A 22,371-nucleotide genomic window follows, 5' to 3' on the forward strand; every position below is an offset into this window, starting at 1 on the left:
CGGAGGGAGCCAGATGGCCAGCGACAGGAACGCCGGGCAAAGCGGGAACGACGAGCCCGGCCCGGAAGAGCTGCGGCGCCTGCTGAGCGAGCTGCCGCTGCCGGCGCTGGAGCAGATGCTGCGCGAGATGCTCGCCGACCGGCTGCGCGACTCGGACCTGCGCGGTGCCTTCGAGGCGAGCCTGAACCTGACCGAGGTGCTGATCCGACTAGGTCGGTTCCGGGCCGCGTTCGCCGTCAACGAGCAGACCCGTGACCTGGCCGGTAAGGCACCGGTCGGGCTGTGGAGCCGGCGCGCCGCCGAGGTGCAGCACCTGCGCCTGCTGCACGAGTTGGGCCGCGACGACGAGGCCCTGCCCCGGATCGCGGAGCTCCTGGGTGAACTACTCGATCCTGCCTCGGCTGCCGACGAGGTCGCTCACAGGGCTGGCGGCGGGGCCGACGAGGTTGTCGGCGGTGGCGAGGTGCGGGAGGTGTTGCTGGACGTCGGCCGCAGCGCCGCCGTCGCCTTGGGGCAGTGGCATGCCGCGCTCGGTTTCAGCCAACTGCATCTGACCCTCCTCGACGCCCGACAGGCGCCACCGGTCGAGATCGCCAGGGCACAGCTCAGCCGATCGATCGCGCTGCGGGCGGTCGGTGAACTCGATGCTGCCGACACCGTGCTGCTCTACTGCCAGGAGGTCTTCACCGACGCCGACGACGGGCCTAATCTGACCCGGGTGCTGGGCAGCCGGGGCAAGGTCGCCTGGGCGCGGGGAGACCGGGGAGCGGCCGTCGAGTTGCAACTGGCCACCCTCGGTCTGGCCTACCGGTATCCGGATCGGCACACGGTCGCCACCGCGCACCGGCACCTCGCCGATTACCTGCCCGAACCAGCGGCGGCACAGCGGCTGGCGCACGGACTCGCCGCCGCAGTGGTGCACCGCCTCACCGACGACGAGGCCGAACTCGAAGCGACGGTCAGTGAGATCGTCGCCCGCGCGCCCGGCGACGACCTGCTCGACGCGGTGTGCGTCGAGTGGCTGGTCACCGAGGTGGAGCGGGTGGACGGGGTTGGGTTCGTGGCGTTGACGTCGGAGTTCGGCCTTGACGCCGAAGCGGTCGACGCGATCCTCGCCGAACTGGTGCCGACGCTGCGCGGGCGGGCACCGGCCGGCAGCCGGCACACCAACAGGATGCTGCGCCGCTGGGAGCCGGCGATCGCCACCCTGGTCGCCGCCGTCAGCGGCGACGTCCAGGCCCGCCGCGCCCTGGACGAATACCTGGACCTGCGGGAACAGAGTCCGGAGTGGACGCGGCTGGTCGCCGCGCTACGGGCGATGGCCGACGGCGTCCGCGATCCGGACCGGTTCGTCGCCGGCCTGGACGACATCGACGCCCGGATCGTCGGCCACGCGTCGGACGCCCTGGCCGGGCGGACCCGCCTGCTGGCGACGCCGGCGGACCTGCCGGCGGCGCTGTACGACGCCCGGCAACGTCACCGCGAACTCGTCCGGACCGTCGCGGCAGCCGCGCACGGCCACCCTGTCGCGCTGGAGAAGCTTCGGACGTGGCTAGACGCCAGCGCCGGTCTCCCCGATACCGGCCCGCTGCTCGCGGCGGTGGGTGCCATCGTCGTCGACGGACTCGCCAACTCCACCGACAGTCTTGCCGGCCGCCGCACCGATCGTCGCGCTGCCGGTCGTGCCGCCCGTCGGATCAACGTCGGGGCCCTGACGGCGGACCTGACCGACCCGCAGGCAGCCCTGATCCGGGCCATCGTCGACGAGATCGAACTCTCCCCACCGCCGCCACCCGATCCCGGCGAGGCGGCGGCGCTGCGGGTTAGGGCTGCGCTCGACCGGGAACCCGACCTCAGCCCGGAGGAGCTCCGAGGTGCCCTTGAGCATGGAGTGGCGGTGGACGACGTGCTGCGGCGCGTTGGCCAAGCCGTGGACCGCTGGGTCGGCAAGGGAGCCGTCGAGATCGCGGTGACGCTGCTCAACGTGGTGGTCTACCGGCTGCTGAGTCGGGGTGACGCGACCAGGGCACTGGCTCCGGCCGAGCGTCTGGTGGAACTCGCGGTCGCCGGGCTGCCCGATGGCGGCCGGCGCCATCCCCCGGAAACGGACGCGTCATCTGGGAGAGCGCAGGTGACCGTCGAACCGAGCGCGCGCAATCTGATCGACGCGACAGCCTTCGATGTGGCCCACCGGGCCTATGCCGGCACGTCCGCGAGGGTCGGCCCGGCCATCCCGCAGCGCGCTCCGGCCCCGCTCGGCATCAACGTTCCAGCCGAGGAGATCGACCGGGCCCGCCGCTGGGTGGTGCTGGCCCGCCGGCTGCCGACGGAGGACGAGTACACCCGGGCCCGGCTGACGCTGGCCGATGCGCTGGTCAGCTCCGCCGGTGGGGACCTCGACCGGGCGCTCGACCAGGCTCGGACCGCCCAAGGGATCTTCGCGGCCCGGTCCGACGCGGAGGTCGAAACCCTGGCGACGTCGATCCTCGCCGGAATCCACCGGCAGCGGGGTGAACTTCGGGCGGCGCTGACTGGCTACGACCGGCTGATCGAAGCATGGGGCACCGCACCGGACGGCAGGGAACTCGCCCTGGCCGAGACGTACACCACACGAGCTCAGGTGCGGGCCACGCTCGGCCACCACCACCGCGCCCTCGCCGACCTTCAGCAGGCGCTGGCCCTGGTCCGCCGGACACCTGGTCCGCACGGCACCCTCGCGGAGGGGCCGATCCAGGCTGGTCTCGGAAACCTGTACGAGGAACTGGGCGACCTGCCGGCGGCGGCGACCGCCTACGAATGCGCCTGGTCGATCGCGGTACACACCGGGCACCGGACCGCCCAGGCGGCCGCACTGCACACCCTCGGTGGCTTCTTCGGTCGGCTCGCCACTGGAGAACTCGGGCCGGTCAGCGGAGGTGAACTGCTCCGGCTGATCGGGCTGCTACCCCGCCTCGGTCTGCCGCTCGACCAGATCCCGGTGGAGGACGGGGCCCGTTCGGTGGCGATGCTGCTGATGCGTCGGGCCGCCGCGCTCTACCGCGAGAACAACAACGAGCAGGGCTGGGCCCGGGCCACCAACGACCTGACCAACCTGATGCCGCCGGAGCGGGACGCGGAGGCGCTCGACCTGCTAACCGAGGTGTTTCGGGTCAAGGAGTTGATTGGTGGCCGCCTGGATCAGGCGACCACCCTGGCCAACCTGGCCAGCCGGCTGCGGTCGCTGGGCCGGGTCGCCGAGGCGGTGGCGGCATACCGGGACAGCCTGGCGATCTCCCGCCCGGCCGGGTACTTCGAGTCCGCCGCCGCCTCCGCGCGCAGCCTGGCCGACCTGTACGCCGCGCATGGCGAGCTGGCCTCGGCCGAGCCGTTCTACGCCGAGGCAATGGACCTGATTGAGGCCAGCCGCCGGGAACGGCCGCACGACGACCGCTCCCGGATCAGCTATGTGCGCGGCAGACAGGGCGTCTACCAGGGACTGGTGCGCTGCCTGCTGGCCCGGGACGGGGTCGGTGAGGCGTACGCGGTGGTGCAGCGGGCCAAGTCCCGGGCGCTGGTGGAACTGGTCGCCGTCGCGGAGATCCGACCCACCGCCCCGGCCGACGACCGCTTCGCCGCCCTGCTGGAGGCCGAACATCGACACCTGACCACCCTCCGCAGTGGCACGCCCGGCGGTGCCGCCGTCGAGGCACTGGACCAGCTCCAGGCCGTCTACGACGAGATGGCCCGGCACGACCCCGGGTACGTGGCGCTACGGCGCGGATCCGTCGCCACCATCGAGGAGATCCGACACCTCCTCGGGTGATGGCGGCATGAGAGCTACCAATGCAGGTGGAACTTGACCAATAGCCACGTCGTGCCGGTTGTCCCGTCGGCGGGACAACCGGCACGACGGGAGCCTGGTCACCTACGCTGTTTCGTCGAGCGCGGCAGCAGCGGCCTCGTCCAGGATGCCGGCGATCCACCGCTCGAAAGTCCCGGTGCTCCGCTGCGCCGCCGCCTGCCACCGCAGCAGGCGATCCGGTCGGTACCGATGCGCGGACGAGTCACCTCCATCCCGCGACGCCCGGCCGAACCACTGTGGGCGGCTCGAAGGCTTAGGCGCAGTTGGTTACGCGACCACCTGAGATCCTCGGCCCGATCGAGCCCCAGCTCCTGTTGGTCCTCCGGCAGTCCCGCGACCAAGGCCAACGGTCGGCTCGGTGAGGTGCAGGGGCTGGAGTCGAGCCTCAACGCGGCCGTGAACAAGATCGTCAGCCTGGATCGCAGACTCCAACGCCAACAACCCGGACCGGTGGCCCTCGGTCTTCCAGCGCGGCCCTGCCGCTCCCGGAAATGTCGTGTCGGCTCGACTCACACCGTCATCCTGGTTGTGACGGAGCCAGCTGGAACCACCAGGACGGCCATAACTGCGCCCACCACGAGCTGACTCGCCGTCATCGCCAGTCATTGAACGTAGCCGCCGCCCGCACCTTTGGGCGGCGGTTGGCAGCTGGCCGCGCGTTGTCTGCGGCGTGTCAGTGCATCTGATCTTGGTGCGGCTCGGCTACGTCTCGTCGAGGCCGTGGTATCTGGATTCGTCCGTGCCGTCGTGATCGCCGCTTTCGGCAACCATCTCTTCTCCGGTCAAGTGTCAGTTGACATCGTCGCCTGGATCAACCAAGGACTATCGCGGCATCGGGTTTGCCCTGTCCGGAACGGCCGACTCTGGGACCGGAGGGTTAGCATCCGTCGCGGCGCGGACGAACTCCCGTACCCGGGCGGTCGTGTTCGCCTCCAGCCAGACCGGTCCTCGCTCGATCGGCGGGGCGTCATGGATTGGCACGTAGACGATGTCAGGGCGGGGGTGGTAGCGCTCGGTCTGCTCGCCCACCGGTAGCACACCCCGGCCCAACGCGACGAGCGACAGCATTTCCGAGAAGGTCTTGCCGTGTGGGCCCTTGGGAACGGGTCGGCCGGCCGGCGTGTGCTCGGGTGTGCGGTCGCGCTTGAACTCGGCGGAGGTCACCGCCGGGTACTGGACGACCGGGTGATCGGCGAGCACTTCCAGCGACACCGACGTCCGGCCGGCCAGCGGGTGCGTGGCGGCCACCGCCAGCACGCGCCGCTCCACCATCAGCGCGGGCCCGCGGGCCATGCCGTCGAACGGGTAGGCGGCGACGAGAATGTCGATCGAGCCGTCCAGCAGGCTGGCCCGCGAGTTGGACAGCTGCACCTCGCGCACGTCCACGTCGCAGTCGGGATGCCGAGCGGTGAACAGCTTGACCGCTTTGAGCAGCACAGGCGCGAGGTACTCGCCGAGGAACGCTACCCGCAGCCGGCCGGTCACGCCGCGGCCGGCCTCGACCGCCCGGCGCAAGGCCGTGTCCATCTGTTCGACGAGCGGGGCCAGGTCGTCGGCGAGTTGCCGGCCGATGGGCGTGATGCGGACGACGCGACTAGTGCGCTCGAACAGCGGAGCCCCGAGCCGCCGCTCCAGTTTCCTGATGACGTGGCTGATCCGCCCAGTAGTCACCCGCAGGCGTTCGGCGGTACGGCCGAAATGCAGCTCCTCGGCAAGCGTCAGAAAAGTCTCGATCTCGTGTCGCTCCAGCACCCGCCACTCCTTCGTTGAATCCGAATCAACGACCGTAGCCCGATCATGGCTTGGTCAGCGTCACCGGTTCACCGATTGTTAAGGGCGTCACCGAGGCCGCCAGACAGGCCGGGAGCCGCAGCGATGGACCGTCGCCGGCCCAGGCCCCACCAAGCCATAAGGAAAGATCATGCAGACGACAAGCATCGACGACTACCTGACCGGACTCGAGCCCCCGTTATGGGAGATCGCCGAGGCCGCCCGCCGGGTTATCGACGGCGCGCTGGCCGACGCCACCGGCGTGATGTGGCACGGCCATCCGGTATGGGGCCTTGGCGCAGCTCCGGGACGACGACCGATCTGCCTACTCAAGGCCTACAGCTCGTACGTCACCTTCGGGCTATGGCTCGGGCAGGAGATCACCGACCGCTCCGGCCGCCTGACCCCAGGCGCCCGGAAGATGGCCTCGATACGGCTCTCGTCCACCGCCGACGTCGACGCGGCGCTGTTCACCGACTGGCTACGCCAGGCTCGCACCCTGGGGGGGAAGTGAGCACCGTACGGGTCAGGGAACTCGACCACCTCGTCCTCAACGTCGAGGACGTCGAGCGATCACTGGCCTTCTACTGCGGGGTGCTCGGCCTCGGGCCCGTGCGTGTCGACGAGTGGCGTGCCGGGCGGATCAGATTCCCGTCCGTCCGGGTCAGTCCGGACACCATCATCGACCTGGTCCAGCGGCACCGCGGCGAATCGAACGTCGACCACATCTGCCTGGTGGTCGACCCGCTGGACTGGCACGACGTCATCGCATCCGGCGTGTTCACCGTCCTCGAAGGGCCGGTGAGCCGGTCCGGCGCCCGAGGCCAGGCCGTCTCCCTCTACGTTCAGGACCCAGACCGCAACACCGTCGAACTCCGCTGGTACCCCGCCGACGCGGAACCGACGACACCGCCGACCCCATAACAAACAATGCACCTCAAACCAACCAAGGAGCTACCAGTGCGCACCCTGATCGCCACCGCGTTCGTCTCGCTCGACGGCGTCATCGAGGCGCCCGGCGGAGAACCGGGCTACCGCAACTCGGGCTGGACCTTCAAAGACATCGAGTTCGACGAGGCCGCATACGAGATCAAGAGCCGTGAGCAGGACGAGGCCACTGCCATGCTGCTGGGCCGGGTCAGTTACCAGGCGTTCTCCCCGGTATGGCCGGACATGACCGCGGAGTTCCCCGGCTACAACGCGATGCCGAAGTACGTCGTGTCGACCACGCTGCAGGAGAAGGACCTGGTGTCCAACTGGGGCGAGATCAGCATCCTCCGATCACTGGACGACGTCGCTGCACTCAAAAAGACCGAGGGCGGGCCGATCATCATCCACGGCAGTGCCACCCTGAACCGCGAGCTGGCCGATGCCCGCCTGATCGACCGCTACCATCTGCTGGTCTTCCCAGTCCTGCTCAGCGCGGGCAAGCGGCTGTTCAGCGACACCGACAGGGACAAGCAGAACCTCAAGCTCATCGAGAGCGAGTCATACGCCAACGGAATCCAGAAGCTGGTCTACGACGTCATCCGCTGAGCAGCCCGTCGGGGTCGGCCCTGTTCGGAGGCCGACCCCGACGAACACCGTTACCCGCTGCCCGGACAGCTGTTCCCGACAGCTCCGGTTGGGTCTTCCGCAGCTTGCAACAGCGGACCACCACGCCGGGCGAAGGCACTTGTGATGAGTTTCTGGCGAGCACACCTGGAAGACGTCGAGGACGTCATCCTTGGTCTTCACGTGCCGGTACACCGCAGTCGCCGTGACGTCCAGCCCTTCGGCGAGGCGGCGCATCGTCAAGCCCTCGACACCGTGCTCGTCCAGCAGTGTCACGGCGGCGGCCACGATCCGCTTTGGCGTGCCGGGTGCTCTCCCGGCGCGTTGCGCCAGCTCTCGAGCGATGCGGGCGACGGTGCCCGGCATGTCGTCGAGGCGGGCGGCGACCGCGTCGATATGACGGTAGCTGCGCAGGCCACGGGCGGGGATGTGTAGCTGCGGGTCGAGTTCGTGCAGGTGCCGGCGCAGACGGTTGATGACCTTGGTTCGTTCGGCGATGAGGTCGCGGCGGTGGTCGGACAACAGCTTGATCTGCCGCGACGGCCCGTCCAACTCGGCCACCGGCAGGTCCGGCTCCCGCAACGCCGCGTGCGCCACCGCGAGGGCATCGATGGGGTCGGACTTGCCCGGCTGTCGACCGGCACGGCGGGCGGTGGCCATGAACCGGGTATGTACCGTGATGACCCGGAACCCGGCGGCCAGCACGGGCAGCGGGGGCACGCCTTAGTTGAGCGCTCGGCAGGCTTCTATCAAGCCACTCCGCGCCCGACGTGGGGTCCGGCGGGGCCGCACATCAGGACAAGCCACCAACCCGCAGGCCAGGGCAGCGAAATAGCCGGCGAACCCCGCCGGACATCGATCACTCTCGCACTAACGCGAAGTACGCGCTCGCGGCCTTCAGGATCTCGTTCGCCCGCCGCAACTCGGCGACCTCCCTGCGCAACCGGCGGTTGCCCTCCGCCACCTCGCTGGTCGGCCGGTCGTGACGCTCGTCAGCCTCGGCTTGGCGGATCCAGGTCCGCAACGCCTCGTGATGCACGCCGAACTGCTCGGCCAGGCACCGGATCACCGGCTTTGGGTCCGACTCGCGATACAGACGCACGGCGCGCTGACGGGCCGCAGACGCCCAGGCGAGTGCGGCCTGCGTCGTGTCGAACACGGCGGACGGGTACCGGGCATGGTCATCGTTGAAGATCTAGACGGACGGGCGGAGCGGGCTCTGCTGATCGCTCGTCGGTCGACGACGCAGCCCATCCGGGTTGAACGAGAACGAGCCCGAGAAGTCCCCGGGCCGGTGACGCGCCGTGACACCAGATGCGGCGGATTCCACTGTCCTGGAAACTCGGCGCCCGACCCACCGCCGTGGCCTCGCAGACAGCAGCGGCCGCAGTCGAGGCGCCGGAAGCCGCCCTGATACATCAGGACAGAACTCTTTCCACTCCGCGTCGAAAAAGACCCATATCAATCGGCTGAATAATTTACGCCATGGAGTCCGGTCAACTATCCGCTGTACGCTCCAGCAAAACCGTTCGGACCATTCAATCGGCGCGTCGCACGCCCGCCGGAATGGCCGGAACAAAGGGAGGGCTGGGAGATGGGAATCCACCGCCACGCGATCTTCGCCCGCGGGCGTCGAGCCGGAACGGCCGTCACGGCCACGCTCGCCACCGCGACCATGCTCCTCACCACGGCTGCCGGACCGGCCACTGCGGCACCCGCCGCCGAACCGCCGTCCGGGAGGGCCGGCGAGATCCTCGACGCCGGCAACGCCGCCCGCGTGCCCGGCAGCTACGTGGTAACCCTCAAGGAGGGTGGGGGCTCGGTCGGCGATCGGCAGGCAGGCGTAACCCGCCTCGCCGACCGGTACGGCTTCCGCCCGGACCAGGTCTGGGGCGACGCGCTGAACGGCTTCTCCGTGCGGACCTCCGAGTTGGTGGCCCGCCGACTGGCCGCCGACCCGGCGGTAGCGGTCGTGGAGCAGGACCGGTTGACCAGCCTGGCCACCACCCAGACGAACGCGCCGTGGAACCTCGACCGAATCGACGCACCGCTGGGACTCAGCGGCACCTACAACTTCACCAGTGTCGGGACCGGCGTCCGGGCGTACATCGTGGACAGCGGGATCCAGATCAGTCATGTCGACTTCGGCGGCCAGGCGGTATACGGCTACGACGCCGTCGACGGCGCGCTCCCGGCCAACGACTGCAGCGGGCACGGCACGCACGCCGCCGGCACCGTCGGCGGGACGACCTTCGGGGCGGCCAAGAACGTCGTGCTGGTCGCGGTCAAGGTGTTCGACTGCGCCCTGCCGAGCACACTGTCGATGTTGATCAACGGGATCAACTGGATGATCGCCAACCACCTTGCCGGACAGCCGGCCGTGGCGAACATCGGCGTGCTGACCAGCCCCACCGTCGCGCTCGACACCGCCGTGACGAACGCGGTCGCCGACGGCATCACCGTAACGGTTCCCGCCGGCAACTCGAACGTGAGCGCCTGCACCGTCTCACCCGCATCGGCGCCGACCGCGCTGACCGTAGGCGCGACGCTGACGAACGACAACCGGGCAAGCTGGTCGAACTTCGGCCCCTGCCTGGACATCTTCGCTCCCGGCGAGCGCATCACGTCGGCCTGGTGGAACTCGACCACCGCGACCCAGACGATCAGCGGCACCTCACACGCCGCGCCGCTCGTCGCCGGCGTCGCCGCCCGGGTGCTCAGCAACAACCCCACCTGGACACCGGCCCAGGTGGCCAGCTACCTGTTCAGCGTCGCCAACCCGGTCGTGATCAACCCGGGAGCCGGCTCGCCCAACCGTCTCCTGTACCTGTCCCCGGCGCTCTGACCCGGCCCTGACGCCGGCCGGCCCAACGTTGGCGTCGTAGGAGCGCAGCAAGGCGATGCGGGCGCCGTCGGCGGTGACCGCCAGGTCCACGAAGGCGCTCGGCGAATGCCCGAACACCTCCCGCGGCGCCCCGGTGTCGGGGGCGCGGAGCCGAAGCGAGCCCGAATGGTCGACGGTCGCCAGCCACGAGCCGTCCGGGGCCGCCACCACCGGTGCCACCTCGGTGCTGGCGTCGAGCGAGAGCTAAGGCTCAGCCCGCGCCACCGTCCACACCGCGACGCCGCCGCGTGCCGCGGTGACGAACCAGGCGCCGTCCGCGGGGGCGGCGAGGCTGCGGACCTCCGCCTGCGCCACGGCTGGACGGGCTGGCTCGGCCGGGTGCGCGTCCCAGATCCGGACCGTCGAGTCTGTGCCGGCGGCGCGGACATCGGCAGAGCCGCGAACGCGGGCCATGTCCCGGAGGCCAATCAGGCAGCGAGGATGTGGTTGGGGTGCCGGTCGCGGCTCTTGCGGGTTCGGTCGTAGCGCATGGTGGTTCGTTGGTCGGCGTGGCGGGCTGCGATCTGCACGTCGCGGAGGCTGACGTCGGCGTCGAGCATGGTGGTCACGAAGGTGTGGCGCAGCATGTGGGGGTGCATCCTTGGCATCCGGATGCCTGCGGCAGCGGCGAGGTGCCTGAGCCGGCGGCTGGCGGCGTGCGTCCATCCGCCAACTGTGGGTGTTGCGCAGGATCGGCCCGCTGGTGCGCTCGTCGATGGCCCTGGCGACCGCGGTGGCAGCGCGACGAGGACGAGCTTCCGCCCTTGCCGCGCACCCGTAGGACCCGTGGCCGTGTTCCTCGCCCAGGTCGGCGATGTTCGACCCGCAGGCTTCGAAGATCCGCAAGCCGAGCAGGCCCAAGAGCGCGACCAGGGCGAAGTCGTTCGGGTCGGCCGACAGCCGGGCGGCGGTGATCAGGGCCTTGAACTGCAGGTGCCCCAGTTTGAGGGTCGGCGACTCGGCCGGCACCGAGGGCCGACGGACGTAATCGGCGGACGAGTGTTTCAGGATGGCGTCGATGACACAGACCCGGAAGAACCCGACCACGACCGACAGGCGCCGCGACACCGTCGAGGGCTGGTACCGGCGGACGTCTTGCAGCCAGCGCACGTACCGCTCGACATCTACCGCGCTGTGGCCAGGGGGTCGAGGCTGTGGTCGCCGCACCAACGGAGGAAGACTCGCAGGTCGGACTCGGTATGGACGCGAGTCTGCCCACGGTAGCGGCCCAGGAAGACCGATACCGCGGCGGGCACAACGAGTCGATTGGCAGGTACGACACGGAAAGCCGAAGCAGGAGGGATAACGATACATCACCGTGCGTCACCACCGCCGATGAACGCCAGCCCACCCGGGGCGGCATGTGCGGACGGCTGGCCGGAGCTAAGTATTCGCCAGGGGCTCAGCGGCGGGAAGTCGGCGAAGGTCACCTCGTCGGGCTCGGGTGGGATATCGGGTTCTGAAGTACCGGCTGACCACACGGCACCGACCGGGAGAGAATGACCGTGACACGGTGCCAGGACACGATGCCGCGATCAGCGCGCTCACGGGCGGGCGGCCCCGTGGGCGAGCGCCGAAGGGGTCTGGCAGCCGACGATGGCGGGTGCCTCGTGCACTAGCGAGTCGTCCGTGAGGGCCTCAACCATGAAAAGCGCGAAGTCGACCCGGCGCGTCCGGTTGCTGGCGAGGACCGGGTCGCCGACGTGGCGACTCCACACCGGCAGTCCCTGGCTGTCGCCTTCCTCGAGGTCGCTGCCCCGGACGACGGTCCACCGGCGGTCGCTGGCGAAGACGCGTCGGCAGGCCTCCACCTGATCGTCGAGGTCGACGAGCCGCAACCATCGGGCCAGCCGGCCTGCGACGGCGATGAACACGCGCAGCCGGCGCGTGTAGACATCGGCGCCGTCACGCGTGATGTGCCAGCCGCACGAGAAGACCAGCCGCGCCTCCGGCGGGGCGTGGTCGAGCACCGCCTGGGCGGTGCCCGTCGCGTAGCCATGCACTCCCCAGGGCGCCAGCACCGTGAGCACTCCGTCGCATCCGGTGACAGCCTGCGCGATCACGGACGGGTCGTTCGTTGCCCCCGGCACCACCGTGATCCGGTCGGCGAACCCGGCCAACTTTCCCACGCTCTGCGGCCGGCACACCCCGACAACTTCGTACCCCCGAGCCAGTGCGTGCTCGACCATGTAGCGGCCCAGCTTGCCGGACGCGCCAACGACGCACACCCTCAGCGGGCGGAGGCCCTCCACCGGTCGGTCCGTCATGCTTCCGTCCCTCCTGCGACACCCAAACCGAGGCAACCTTACGAGCGTAAGTCCACCTTATGGTTGTAAGGTTGTCAAGAGGTTCGATGACGACGAGAGGGCCCGATGGCACCACGAAGCCGAACGACGCCGCTCAGCCGCGATGCTGTCCTAAGGGCAGCGGTCGAGGTGGCTGACGAGCGTGGCGTCGCGGCCGTTTCGATGCGCGCGGTCGCCCAACTGCTCGGCGTGGAGGCCATGTCGCTGTACCACTACGTTCGCAGCAAGGACGAGATCATCGACGCGCTCGTCGACCTGATCTTCGCTGAGATCGAGTTGCCCACTCTTAACGAGGACTGGCGTGCCGCCATGCGTCGCCGGGCCGCCTCGGCCCGCGCCGTGCTCGGCCGTCATACGTGGGCGGTGTCGCTGATGGATTCCCGCGTCAGCCCCAGCCCGGCGACGCTACGCCACCATGACGCCGTAATAGGCTGCCTGCGCGCTGCCGGCTTCGACATCGCCGGCGCGGCAACCGCGTTCTCTCTGATCGACAGCTACGTGTACGGCTTTGTGATCCAGGAGGCAAGTCTGCCGTTCACGACCGCCGACGAACGGGAGGCCGTCGCAGCCGGGCTGTTCGAACACCTGCCCGCCGACGCATTCCCCCACCTCACCGAAATGGCCGAGCACGCGCTCCGCCCCGACTACAGCTACGCCGACGAGTTCGCCGTCGGCCTCGACCTCATCCTCGACGGCCTGGAGCAGCGCCTACGCAACGGCTCCCCCGGCAGGCCGGCACCGTCCCTGGGTCCGGGCACGGGATGAGCGGCACCTACGGGATTGTCGCGCTCGACACGTCCTCGAACGCCCGACCGGCCCGTGGTTGCACCTCACCCGTCCTATCCGGGTCACGACGCCTGGGCGATGCTCGGCGCCAATGGATGTGGGGCGAGCCCGGTACACGTCGAAGCGACACCGATCCGCTTCGACGTCGCCGTCCCCGGCGACCTGCTCAACGCGCTGACCTGGCGCAACCGACGCGGAGAACAGCGCACCTTGAAGTACGTCGTCAACGGCCGTCTCGAACGCTCCCTCAGCATCCAGGGCGTCTATCGTCTGACCGACGAATCCGCCGCTCAATTGGGCGCCCTGCTCGATAGGTCGCCGACCCCGAGCCAGAGGGCAGAGGCCAACCACGCGCATCATGGTCGGCAGCCATCCGTGACGGTCGACGCGCGTTGACGGCGGCATGAGAGCGCTCGTGATCTTGTAACGGCGAGAAGACGTGGTCGTGCAGACTGGCGTCGTGGCCGACAGCGGTGTTGTGCGTGAGTTCCACGTGGACGAGGGCTGGGGAGTTATCGACGGACCGGCCGTCCCGGGCGGTTGTTGGGTGCATTTCTCGGCGATCGCGATGGGCGGTTTTCGGCATCTCGCAGCGGGCCAGTTCGTATGGCTCCGGGCCGAGGCTGTCGAGCAAGACGGGTTCAGCTTCCGGGCGGTGAAGGTCTGGACGGAGGACGTTGAGCCGGCCAGTCCGCTGAGGTCGAGACACTCGTCTGGAGGCGCTTACCACAGCCGCTTGGTTCTCACGTTCGATGGGCCGGAAGGGGGCGGCGAGCTTGACAACGAGTGACCTGGCCGACGGGTGGACAGCGGCAGTTGTGCGCCCTGGATCCGAGAACTCCTACTCGTACACGCCGGTCCAGAGCTTCACGGCTGGACACATTCGGCATGGGTCTTGTGGCACCGAGGCTCGCTCACCGGCGAGCGCCGGCCGGTGTCATAGTGGGACTATGCTGCCCGTCAATCCGGCGACGCTCATCCTGCTCGGTTTCGTTGCGGCGCTCGGATCCACGGCGTTGCTGATCAGAGAATCCGGCCCCATGCGGGTCGCCGCTGCCGTCATGCTCGTGATGGCGATCGCCATGCTGGCGCATGGGGTGTGGGGCGCTTGGCGCTGGTCACGCGAGCTGCGCGACTCGCCAGAGTGGAAGATCGCCAGCCGAGGCCGCGACGTTCCGGACCACCAGGTTGACGACACCTGGGATCCTGCCCCCGGAAGTCGGCCGCCGCCTGCGCATCGTCGAAGCGATGAGTGGTGAAGAATCCGGGGGAGGCCGGGGCTCGGATGCACGGCAATCAGCAGTTGAGCACGCCCGCGCTCGCGCAACTCATCACGCTAGGTAGCGAGCGGATCGCGGCAGACATCCCATGGTTCTTCGATGTCAAGTGCTGGATCGGAGATGGGCCCAGGCGGTGGCCTCGTCGTAGGTGGTTCCGGTCTTGAGGCAGCCGTGGAGGATGCCGACGAGACGATTGCTGAGCTGGCGCAGGGCGGCCTGGTGACCGGTGCCGCGGTCGCGGAGGGCCTGGTAGTAGGCGCGAGCGCCGGGTGAGCCGCGCATGGCGCAGAACGCCCACTGGTGCACGGCGTCGGCGAGACGGCGGTTGCGGGCGTAGCGGGCGAGTACGACCCGGCGGCTGCCGGACGCCCGAGTGATCGGCGAGGTGCCGGCGTAGTTGCGGCGGGCCTTGGCATCGACGTAGCGGTGCGGGTCGTCGCCGAACTCGCCGAGGATCCGGGCACCGAGAACTGGGCCGAGGCCGGGCAGGCTCAAGTAACGCTCAACGTCACGGTGCCGGCCAAAATGTGAGGCCACCACCTGACCGAGTTCGGCGATCTCGATGTTGAGAACGTTGATCAGCTGGACCTGACTGGACACGATCGCCGCGTAGGCGTTCTGCACCGGCTGCGGCTGACGCAGCTGCTCAGCGCGCAGTGTCTGCTGGATCGCGGTAGCTTTGCCATCGAGATCACGACGACCGGCACGCCGCAGCGCGGCGACGATCGTGACCCGCGGCAGGCGAGCACCCCGCTCCGGATCCGGTGCCCGGTCCAGCAACTCAAGGGCCTCACCGGCGGCCAGGTCGTCGAAAGCCTCTAACGCGGCGGGATAGAACTCCCGCAACGCCGAGCGCAGCCGCAGCACCTGCCGGGTGCGGTCCCAGACAAGGCTCTGATGCGCCCGCGCCACCAGCTTCACCGCTTCCGCAAGAGAGCTGTCACCAGCCACCTGCCGGTGATGGGCATGATCCAGACGCACGATCTCCGCCAGCACGTGCGCATCCCCGGCGTCGGACTTCGCACCAGAAGTGGAATGCCGCTCTCGGTACCGCGCCACCGACATCGGGTTGATCGCATACACCTGATACCCCGCCGCGACCAGCGCCTGCACCCACGTGCCACGGTCGGTCTCGATCCCGATCCGCACCCGCCCGGCCGCCTCGGCCGGATCCAGATCCGCCCACGACGCCGGCATGTGCTCAGCGATCAGCGCATGCAACCGACCGACACCTTCAAGACCCTCCGGCAACCGCGCCCGGACAAGCCGGCGCCCGTCCTCGCCAAGGATCTCCACGTCGTGGTGGTCCTCGGCCCAGTCATCGCCTACCCAGATCATCCTCGCCTCCCACACAGACACCCGCCCGTATCAGCAGCGTGGAGAAGACGCCGGCGATCTAATAGCCAAGTGCTCACCAGGCCCAGAGGGCGGGGCACGTCATCCCATCAGCCGTCCCGTCTCCTCACGACCAACGGGCGCACGGTCTGCCGCAAGACCTCAAAGGGGTCCGAAGAGTGCAGTGCTGACCCGCCAGCCGCTACCGGAGCCATCCTGCACCAGCAGGCTGACGGAACCTATTAGAAGAGCATGCGCCGGTCGCGCTGCATGAACGGTTGCAGCAGGCCACGGGATTCACAATCAGAGCTGGTCCAGAAGAAGGACGCCGTCCGGTGAGTAGAAGTAGTCGCGTACTTGCCGAGCCCAGTCTTCGATCCTCGGGTCTTCCGCGTGCAACAACCACTCGGAAAGATGCGCGCACTCGTCGGTGTACCCATTCTCCGCGAGCCACCGCAGCGTTTCGTGCCGACCGGCACCGAAGATGGCTTGCGCGTCAAAGCCGACGCCCAAGTCCATGTCACCGGTTCGGAATTTCGCGCCATACAGGCGGCACGAGTCTGCCGGATCACCGATCAGAAACAGCAAGAAGGCTGTCACGTAGATCTGCTCGTACTCGTCGCTCTCGCCACTGTCCGGGCCTTCGCGCCAAGCCCTCTCATGGTCGAAAATATCCCGCAGCATCGCGTGATGGGGACGAGGGTCACCGACATCCACCATCCGGAGCGCTTCCCGGCGCGAAGCCGGACTCGACAGGTCCACAGGCTTGGGCACGCATGCACGGTAGTCCAGCGGGGCTCATCCATCATGTGGAGGCCATCGGAAGCGGGTTGGACCCTCCGGCCGTCACGCGCGCTCGGCGGTAGATCCGGATGCCGTATACGGCGCTGGCCGTGGCATCAAGCGACGCAGAACTCGTTGCCCTCGGGGTCCTGCATGACGACGTGCCCGAGGACGTCGCCGTACCACTCCTCGCGGACCACCGTCGCGCCGGCGGCGACCAGGTCGGGCACTTTCTGCCGGATTAGTCGGGCGCGCTCGACCATGTCCCAGGGGCCTGGACCGGCCACCCGGATATCGATATGCATACGGTTCTTGCCGGACTTGCCCTCGGGCACCTTCAGGAAACCAATGGCAGGGCCCCGGCCATCCGGATCGACGATGGAGGCGTTGTCCGGCTCGTCGAAACCGGATTCTTTGACATAGCCCAGGGCTAGCGCCCAGAAGGCAGCGATCCGGTGAGGACCGTCGGCATCGCATCCCAAGGTCCAAAAAGTCGCCACGGCGTCAACGTACGCGGGCTACGACGCGCTGTCATCGGCATGAGCGCACACCTGATCTTGGCAGAACCGGAGCGGCGTCAGCCACTTCCCGACCGGACGGGAGGCGGCCCGTGGGTTTCCCGCTAACGGTCAGGTCCTATCGGACGTATCCCCGCCGGCCAAGGTGCTCGGTTGCCGTGCTGTCCGGCTGTGCCTTCGACCGCAACTCTCCCACCCTTGCCGCGGCGTTGGTGGCGGTTCGGCCGCCGGGGGAAGCGGCCAGCCGGGTCAGCGCGGGTCCGACAGCTCGTAGCGCGACTCCTGCGGCTACCCAGCATTCGGGTCCTGCCACGACGCAGGCCGCGGTTCCCGCTACGAGTGCTACCGCGACGAGGCCGGCCAGCCCTCCCGAGTTCGATTTCCAGGAGATGCTGTTGCAGCTTGCTTCCGACAGGCCGAGCATGTGGTAGCAGGCGTAGGAGCCGTGGGCCGGGTCTTGGGCGGCCCACTCATATGCATCGCCCCAGGTGAAGACACCGTCGGAGTCTCGATAGCCGCTGGCGAGCACGTAGTCAGGAATGCCCCCGGGTACCGGGGTGGCCAAGTGGTTGGCCCACTCCTACCTTGGGGTATCCGGAGGGCTGGCAGGCCTCGCTGCAGCCGTCGTTCTCGCCGGGAGCGATAGTCAAGACTTGTGGATGAGGATCTTGATCAGGCCGCTGCTGCGGTCGTGGTGATGGGTTCGGCGGGTCGTTCGACGAGCTGGCCTCGTTCGGAACACGCACCGGCTCGGACCAGCGCGACGAGGTGCGGTGCGTTGACCGCTCGCCACCGCTGTTGGGCGGCCTCGATGAGCTCCTTCGCGAGATAGGCGGCTGCCTTGCGCAGGATCTCCTCCTCCTGCCGCAGCTCAGCTACCTCGCGGCGCAGCCGGGCGATCTCGGCGTCCTTGTCCGCCACTGACAACCCGTCACCCGCCGATACAACCCCGGCCGACCTGCTGTGCTGATCTTCCTTACGGACCCAGTTCCGCAGCGTCTCGTGACTCATCCCGAGCTCACGAGCGACCTGGTTGATCGGCCGTCCTGACGAACAGACCAGATCGACCGCGTCACGCCGGAACTCTTCCGTGCACTTCGATGGACGCCCCAGCGGGGGCACCCCTTCTCTGGACCAGCGTCCAGTCTCAGGGTGTCCACATCTCAGGGGAAGCCCACCGGGGCGGCCGCTTTGACACCTGATGGTTGGTGGGCACCTGGCGTCAGCCTGCTGCCAGGGGTCGGGCCAGCCAACTGGAGAGCCAGTCAAACGCGGTTGGCTCCATCGCCAGCCAGGTGCCAGCGTTGTGGCCACCGCCGTTGACGTATCCGGTGGTGACGCTCACCGGCGGGCGGGCTAGCCGGGCCAGGGTGGTGGTGCTGCGCAGGGACGGGTGGTCAGCGCGGGCGCAGCCAAGGTAAAGCGCGATGGCGGGTGGCGGTAGGTGCTGCAAGCGCCAGGCATCGTTGTTCAGGGTGTGCTCGGAGCCGTCCCCGACGGTGATGCCTGGGCTGGTGTAGCCGGAGAGGCTGGCCGCGGCTGCGTATTCGGTCGGGTGGCGCAGGGCCAGGTTGGCGGCGCAGAAGGCACCGGCCGAATAGCCGATCAGCCCCCAGCCGGCCCGGTCGGTCCGTACGCGCAGTTGGCTCTTGACGGCCGCCGGCACGTCGACGGTCAGGTACGTCTCGGCCTGCGGTCCGTGGCTGAGGTTGGTGCACTCGGTGTCCAGCAACCGATCCGGCGTTATGTACGGGAACAGCATCACGGTCGGTGCCATCCGACCCGCGGCGATCTCCTGGTCCAGGTATTCGGGTGCGCGCAGGGTCTTTGTCCACCCCATCGGTGAGGATGGGTAGCCGTGCAGGGCCTCGATGACCGGGAAGCGGGCGGTGGGGCGCGCGTCGTAGGCGGCCGGCAGGTACACCATCATCGGCAACGAGAGACCGCTGGCCTTACCGGGGACGGTGAGGTTGACCAGGCGTCCACCGGATCCACCGCCGGGCGGCGGCGGATCCGAAAGCGCAGCTGCGGCCGGTGGTGCGCCCGTCAGATCGGACCACGAGGTGTAGGTTTCGACCTGGCGGTTGACCCATACCAGGGCAGCGGCGAGGGCGGTTGCTACGCAGAGGCTGGCGCTGCCGGCCCTGATCGGATCGGCCGGCTGATGGCGGTGCGGTCCCAGGCCACTGCCAGCGCGACGGTGGCGACGACGGCCGCCGCGACGGCGAGCAGCAGGAGCGCGAGGCTGTCCGGTGCCATCTTTCTCTCCTAAGCGGACGTGTTGGCAGTGCCTGCGGGCGGCTGCACGGGGCGGGGCGGCGGTGCCGGGCTGGGCTGGCCGTGCGGTGTACGCACCTGCCGCACCAGTGGCGCGGACTCGGGCAGAGGGGCGGGCAACTGCCGGATCGCCCAGATCAGGGCCGCCCGCAGGGCGTCCAAGCCGGACGGCCCGGTGGAGCCGACACGGGGCGCTGCGGCCGGGCTGCCGGTGGCGGTACGCGCCGGAGTGCCCAGCACAGCTACCGTCACGCCCACCGGCAGCCCTTGCGGTGTGGCCGCGCCAGCGGGCCGGCCGCGCCCCGCACCGGTGGGAACCACCGCCAGCGCCGGATAGCGGCCGGGTGCGGCCAGCACCACCTGGCGGGCGAACGGCTCCTGCCGCGCTGACGACACCAGGGCCCAGCTGTGCCCGGTGACGCGCAGGTCCCGGCTCAGTTGGTCGGGCAACGTCATGGCCAGCGCCGGTACCGACGTTGCCGGGGTGGTGTGGGCGAAGATCAGCACGGCCGGTCCTGCCGCCGTCTGCGCCGAGCGGGCCAGATCAGTCGGGGCCGCATTGCCCCATCCGTCCTCCGCGCTGGTGAGGACCAGCAGCGCCGGGTACCGCCAACCGGGGTTGCGCAGGTAATCGGTGGGTACGGTGACGGTTGGTGGGGCGGCCAGGTGCCAGTCGGCCCACCCGTTCGGTCGCCACTGCAAGGCGAACGGCTGCGCGGAGTCGCTGTGGTCGTGCTGGCGCACCCACTGGTCCAGCTTGCCGGGCGTGCTGACATGGTGACGGTCGCCGGCGGTGGCCTGAGTCAGCAGGTCGTCCCAGTTCGTGTAGAACTGCGCGGAACGGTTGACCGCCAGCCCCACGGTCACCAGCACCAGGGTCTGCGTCAGCAGCACGCCCACCACCCGCGCCGGGATGCGGAGCCGGCCGAACTGCCGCCAGCCGACAACGGTTGCGGCGGCCGCCCCGACGGCAGCCAGCCCTGCCAGGACGAGTAACGAAATGCCAGTCAGTGCCATGTACACCTCCACGCCCTGAACCGTGCCGGGTAGGGCTGATGGTCCACCTGTTGGCTGTGAGAAGCTGCAGCATTTGCTGGAGGATCGCTGAACGCGGCGGTGTGGGCGGCTCAGGTCATTCACAGCGTGCACGCTGGTCGGGCTCAGCGAGGCGGCCGATGATGGCCTGATGACGTCGCACGGAGGCACGGCATTCGCCGGCGAGCCTTGGCGGCCACGCCCGCCGCTGACGCGGGCCGGCGTAGCCCGGCTTGTACAGGCGGCCGGCGTGTTCACCATCCTCACCTGGCTCCTGCCGCCGCGTCGTGGCGGGCTGGAGGTCCTGGCGGAGTACCTGCCGATGACTGGCGTCCTCACCGCCCGCGCGGCCACGGCGGTCAGCGGGGCGCTGCTGGTCTACCTGGGCGCGGGGCTGCGGCGGGGCAAGCGCAGCGCCTGGCGGTTGGCCGTCTTCCTGGCCAGCATCGGCATGGTCCTGCACATCGCCAAGGGGCTCGATTTTGACGCGGCGGCGGTCTCGGGCGCACTGCTGGCCATGCTGGTCGCGGTGCACGGCCAGTTCCGGGCGGTCACCGATCCGCGCAGTCCGTGGCGCGCGCTGGCGGCGTTCGCCGGCTTTGCGGGCGCCGGATTCACGCTCGGTATGCTGGAGATAGCCCTACGGCCGAACCGCCTGGTCGGTGCGCCGGGCGTGCGGCTGTGGGCAGAGCACGCCGCGCTCGGTCTGGTCGGCGCACCCGGCCCGCTGCGATTCCGGCACGCGCTGGGCGCCGAGGCGGTGAGCCTCACCACCGGCGCGTTCGGGCTGCTCGCGGTCGGCGCCGCCACGGTGCTGCTGCTGCGCCACGTCCGGCGCGATGCCGACGAGCGGACCGTGGAACAGGACCACCGGCTACGCGAGCTGCTGCGCCGGTACGGCACGGCCGACTCGCTGGGCTACTTCGCCTTGCGCAGGGACAAGCTGCTGATGTGGGCGCCATCGGGGAAGGCTGCCGTGCCGTATCGCGTCATCAACGGGGTCAGCCTCGCCACCGGTGACCCGATCGGCGACCAGGATGCGTGGTCGCAGGCGATCGACGCGTGGCTGGCCGACAGCGCCCGGCATGGGTGGACCCCGGCGGTGCTCGGCTGTGGCCCTTCCGGCGGACGTTCGTACCGCCGCAGTGGCCTGGACGTGGTGGAGATCGGCGACGAGGCAGTGGTGGACGCGGCCGGGTTCAGCCTCGAGGGCCGGCCGATGCGCGCCGTGCGCCAGGCGGTTGCCCGCGCGAGGCGTGCCGGGTACACCAGCGAGGTGATTCGCCAGCGCGACCTGCCGCCGGCCGCACTGGCGGAGGCGGTACGTGCGGCCCGCCAGTTCCGGGACGGACCGGTGGAGCGCGGCTTCTCGATGGCGCTGTCCCGCATCGGCGACCCGCAGGACGGCGACTGCGTGCTCGTGCTCTGCCGCGACAGCAGCGCGCGGCTGCGTGGCGTGCTGCAGTTCGTACCATGGGGAGACGACGGGCTGTCGCTGGACCTCATGCGTGGCGACCGCTCCGCAGTCAACGGCGTGATGGAGCTCATGGTGGTCAGCGCGATCGAGGCGGCACCCGGCCTGGGCGTGGGGCGGCTGTCGCTGAACTTCGCCGTGCTGCGCTCGGTCTTCGCCCGAGCCGAGGGGCTGGGGGCCGGGCCCGTCCTGCGGATCTGGCACCGACTGCTGCGGCTGGCCTCCCGGTTCTGGCAGATCGAGTCGCTGTACCGGGCGAACGCCAAGTACCAGCCGGAGTGGCAGTCGCGTTACCTGTGCTTCCCTACTGCCCGCGACCTGCCCCGGATCGCCATGGCCGTACTGAAGGCGGAGGCGTTCCTGCCGACCGGGTGGCGCCGGGCGCGGCGCGGCGACGGTGGCGCCTCCGTGCCATCCCTCGAACCGCTCGGGGTGAGGTGATGGCAGAGGGGGCGCGGCGACGCACCGCCCTGCGACGCGTCGCCGCGATCGCCGTGCTCCTGGCGCCTGCGATCAGCGCCGGCGAAC

Annotated in this window: 21 protein-coding genes and 2 pseudogenes; 10 read left to right on the top strand and 13 right to left on the bottom strand. The window is 69.5% G+C overall.

Annotated elements, in window-relative coordinates:
* Positions 1-13: 13 nt before the first annotated feature.
* Positions 14-3,802: a tetratricopeptide repeat protein gene (locus MCAG_RS04925; RefSeq protein WP_007071866.1), complete on the top strand. Its 3,789-nt coding sequence runs from the start codon at positions 14-16 to the stop codon at positions 3,800-3,802.
* Positions 3,803-4,663: 861 nt separating this feature from the next.
* Here the strand turns inward: MCAG_RS04925 and MCAG_RS04930 are convergent.
* Entirely contained in the window at positions 4,664-5,593 is a 930-nt protein-coding gene (locus tag MCAG_RS04930; protein ID WP_007071867.1) for a LysR family transcriptional regulator, read from the bottom strand.
* 169 nt (positions 5,594-5,762) lie between these two features.
* Between MCAG_RS04930 and MCAG_RS04935 the strand changes: the two genes are divergently transcribed.
* Genes MCAG_RS04935 through MCAG_RS04945 form a run of 3 tightly spaced genes read left to right on the top strand, consistent with a single transcriptional unit; the run spans position 5,763 to position 7,147 of the window.
* Positions 5,763-6,125: a DUF1801 domain-containing protein gene (locus MCAG_RS04935; RefSeq protein WP_007071868.1), complete on the top strand. Its 363-nt coding sequence runs from the start codon at positions 5,763-5,765 to the stop codon at positions 6,123-6,125.
* Entirely contained in the window at positions 6,122-6,535 is a 414-nt protein-coding gene (locus MCAG_RS04940; protein WP_036372389.1) for a VOC family protein, read from the top strand. Before MCAG_RS04935 ends, MCAG_RS04940 begins: the two co-directional genes overlap by 4 nt.
* Positions 6,536-6,571: 36 nt before the next feature.
* A complete protein-coding gene (locus MCAG_RS04945) occupies positions 6,572-7,147 on the top strand; it encodes a dihydrofolate reductase family protein (protein ID WP_036372391.1) in 576 nt (191 codons plus the stop codon).
* On the opposite strand, the gene MCAG_RS34450 is transcribed toward MCAG_RS04945, so the two are convergent.
* Positions 7,100-7,870 carry a transposase gene (locus tag MCAG_RS34450; protein WP_050777876.1) on the bottom strand — a complete coding sequence of 257 codons (771 nt, stop codon included), beginning with the start codon at positions 7,868-7,870 and terminating at the stop codon, positions 7,100-7,102. The two genes, MCAG_RS04945 and MCAG_RS34450, sit on opposite strands and share 48 nt — an antisense overlap.
* 154 nt (positions 7,871-8,024) lie before the next feature.
* Positions 8,025-8,324: a transposase gene (locus tag MCAG_RS35605; RefSeq protein WP_007071872.1), complete on the bottom strand. Its 300-nt coding sequence runs from the start codon at positions 8,322-8,324 to the stop codon at positions 8,025-8,027.
* Between the two features lie 435 nt (positions 8,325-8,759).
* Between MCAG_RS35605 and MCAG_RS04960 the strand changes: the two genes are divergently transcribed.
* A complete protein-coding gene (locus MCAG_RS04960; protein ID WP_007071873.1) occupies positions 8,760-10,010 on the top strand; it encodes a S8 family peptidase in 1,251 nt (416 codons plus the stop codon).
* 467 nt (positions 10,011-10,477) lie between these two features.
* Here the strand turns inward: MCAG_RS04960 and MCAG_RS35610 are convergent, their stop codons facing one another.
* The gene (locus tag MCAG_RS35610) at positions 10,478-10,789 is read right to left on the bottom strand and encodes a site-specific integrase (protein WP_198141713.1); all 312 of its coding nucleotides are present in this window, start codon (positions 10,787-10,789) and stop codon (positions 10,478-10,480) included.
* 804 nt (positions 10,790-11,593) lie between these two features.
* Positions 11,594-12,316, bottom strand: a complete 723-nt coding sequence (locus MCAG_RS04975) for an NAD(P)-dependent oxidoreductase (protein WP_036372393.1) — start codon at positions 12,314-12,316, stop codon at positions 11,594-11,596.
* Positions 12,317-12,421: 105 nt separating this feature from the next.
* On the opposite strand from MCAG_RS04975, the gene MCAG_RS04980 reads away from it, so the two are divergent.
* The 4 genes from MCAG_RS04980 to MCAG_RS04990 all read left to right on the top strand — a co-directional run bounded on the left by MCAG_RS04980 (position 12,422) and on the right by MCAG_RS04990 (position 14,400).
* Positions 12,422-13,120, top strand: coding sequence for a TetR/AcrR family transcriptional regulator (locus tag MCAG_RS04980; RefSeq protein WP_007071877.1), 699 nt, complete (start codon positions 12,422-12,424; stop codon positions 13,118-13,120).
* 99 nt (positions 13,121-13,219) lie between these two features.
* The gene (locus tag MCAG_RS30430) at positions 13,220-13,537 is read left to right on the top strand and encodes a hypothetical protein (RefSeq protein WP_232290088.1); all 318 of its coding nucleotides are present in this window, start codon (positions 13,220-13,222) and stop codon (positions 13,535-13,537) included.
* Positions 13,538-13,601: 64 nt separating this feature from the next.
* Positions 13,602-13,931 (top strand): cold-shock protein, encoded by a 330-nt coding sequence (locus MCAG_RS04985; RefSeq protein ID WP_036376405.1) that lies wholly within the window; start codon positions 13,602-13,604, stop codon positions 13,929-13,931.
* A 160-nt stretch (positions 13,932-14,091) separates the two neighbouring features.
* On the top strand, positions 14,092-14,400 hold the full coding sequence (locus MCAG_RS04990; RefSeq protein ID WP_007071880.1) for a hypothetical protein: 309 nt from the start codon (positions 14,092-14,094) through the stop codon (positions 14,398-14,400).
* Between the two features lie 123 nt (positions 14,401-14,523).
* Here the strand turns inward: MCAG_RS04990 and MCAG_RS04995 are convergent, their stop codons facing one another.
* From MCAG_RS04995 to MCAG_RS32230, 8 genes and pseudogenes are all read right to left on the bottom strand, one after another.
* Entirely contained in the window at positions 14,524-15,759 is a 1,236-nt protein-coding gene (locus MCAG_RS04995) for an IS110 family transposase (RefSeq protein WP_007071881.1), read from the bottom strand.
* Between the two features lie 300 nt (positions 15,760-16,059).
* Entirely contained in the window at positions 16,060-16,530 is a 471-nt protein-coding gene (locus tag MCAG_RS05000; protein WP_007071882.1) for a hypothetical protein, read from the bottom strand.
* Between the two features lie 125 nt (positions 16,531-16,655).
* Entirely contained in the window at positions 16,656-17,039 is a 384-nt protein-coding gene (locus tag MCAG_RS05005) for a VOC family protein (RefSeq protein ID WP_007071883.1), read from the bottom strand.
* Positions 17,040-17,729: 690 nt separating this feature from the next.
* Positions 17,730-17,903 (bottom strand): annotated as a pseudogene (locus MCAG_RS34465) (IS256 family transposase); the annotation flags it as partial.
* A gap of 87 nt (positions 17,904-17,990) precedes the next feature.
* Positions 17,991-18,371 (bottom strand): annotated as a pseudogene (locus MCAG_RS36130) (transposase); the annotation flags it as partial.
* A complete protein-coding gene (locus MCAG_RS32220; RefSeq protein ID WP_157548410.1) occupies positions 18,280-18,987 on the bottom strand; it encodes an esterase family protein in 708 nt (235 codons plus the stop codon). The pseudogene MCAG_RS36130 and the gene MCAG_RS32220, both read right to left, overlap by 92 nt.
* 188 nt (positions 18,988-19,175) lie before the next feature.
* On the bottom strand, positions 19,176-19,316 hold the full coding sequence (locus MCAG_RS34475) for a hypothetical protein (protein ID WP_157547900.1): 141 nt from the start codon (positions 19,314-19,316) through the stop codon (positions 19,176-19,178).
* Between the two features lie 9 nt (positions 19,317-19,325).
* Positions 19,326-20,351, bottom strand: a complete 1,026-nt coding sequence (locus MCAG_RS32230) for a hypothetical protein (RefSeq protein ID WP_157547902.1) — start codon at positions 20,349-20,351, stop codon at positions 19,326-19,328.
* Between the two features lie 169 nt (positions 20,352-20,520).
* On the opposite strand from MCAG_RS32230, the gene MCAG_RS05020 reads away from it, so the two are divergent.
* Positions 20,521-22,284, top strand: coding sequence for a phosphatidylglycerol lysyltransferase domain-containing protein (locus MCAG_RS05020; RefSeq protein ID WP_050777878.1), 1,764 nt, complete (start codon positions 20,521-20,523; stop codon positions 22,282-22,284).
* Positions 22,285-22,371 lie beyond the last annotated feature (87 nt).

This window comes from Micromonospora sp. ATCC 39149, from assembly GCF_000158815.1.
Taxonomy (GTDB): domain Bacteria; phylum Actinomycetota; class Actinomycetes; order Mycobacteriales; family Micromonosporaceae; genus Micromonospora.

What these genes read in the sequence shown, in the direction of transcription:
- MCAG_RS30430 (WP_232290088.1), top strand. Translation starts at nt 13,220, where the DNA reads ATGCTCGGCGCCAATGGATGTGGGGCGAGCCCGGTACACGTCGAAGCG.
- MCAG_RS04960 (WP_007071873.1), top strand. Translation starts at nt 8,760, where the DNA reads ATGGGAATCCACCGCCACGCGATCTTCGCCCGCGGGCGTCGAGCCGGA.
- MCAG_RS04935 (WP_007071868.1), top strand. Translation starts at nt 5,763, where the DNA reads ATGCAGACGACAAGCATCGACGACTACCTGACCGGACTCGAGCCCCCG.
- MCAG_RS05020 (WP_050777878.1), top strand. Translation starts at nt 20,521, where the DNA reads ATGACGTCGCACGGAGGCACGGCATTCGCCGGCGAGCCTTGGCGGCCA.
- MCAG_RS32230 (WP_157547902.1), bottom strand. Translation starts at nt 20,351, where the DNA reads ATGGCACTGACTGGCATTTCGTTACTCGTCCTGGCAGGGCTGGCTGCC.
- MCAG_RS04995 (WP_007071881.1), bottom strand. Translation starts at nt 15,759, where the DNA reads ATGATCTGGGTAGGCGATGACTGGGCCGAGGACCACCACGACGTGGAG.
- MCAG_RS04975 (WP_036372393.1), bottom strand. Translation starts at nt 12,316, where the DNA reads ATGACGGACCGACCGGTGGAGGGCCTCCGCCCGCTGAGGGTGTGCGTC.
- MCAG_RS04990 (WP_007071880.1), top strand. Translation starts at nt 14,092, where the DNA reads ATGCTGCCCGTCAATCCGGCGACGCTCATCCTGCTCGGTTTCGTTGCG.
- MCAG_RS04980 (WP_007071877.1), top strand. Translation starts at nt 12,422, where the DNA reads ATGGCACCACGAAGCCGAACGACGCCGCTCAGCCGCGATGCTGTCCTA.
- MCAG_RS34475 (WP_157547900.1), bottom strand. Translation starts at nt 19,316, where the DNA reads ATGGCACCGGACAGCCTCGCGCTCCTGCTGCTCGCCGTCGCGGCGGCC.
- MCAG_RS04925 (WP_007071866.1), top strand. Translation starts at nt 14, where the DNA reads ATGGCCAGCGACAGGAACGCCGGGCAAAGCGGGAACGACGAGCCCGGC.
- MCAG_RS32220 (WP_157548410.1), bottom strand. Translation starts at nt 18,987, where the DNA reads ATGATGGTGTACCTGCCGGCCGCCTACGACGCGCGCCCCACCGCCCGC.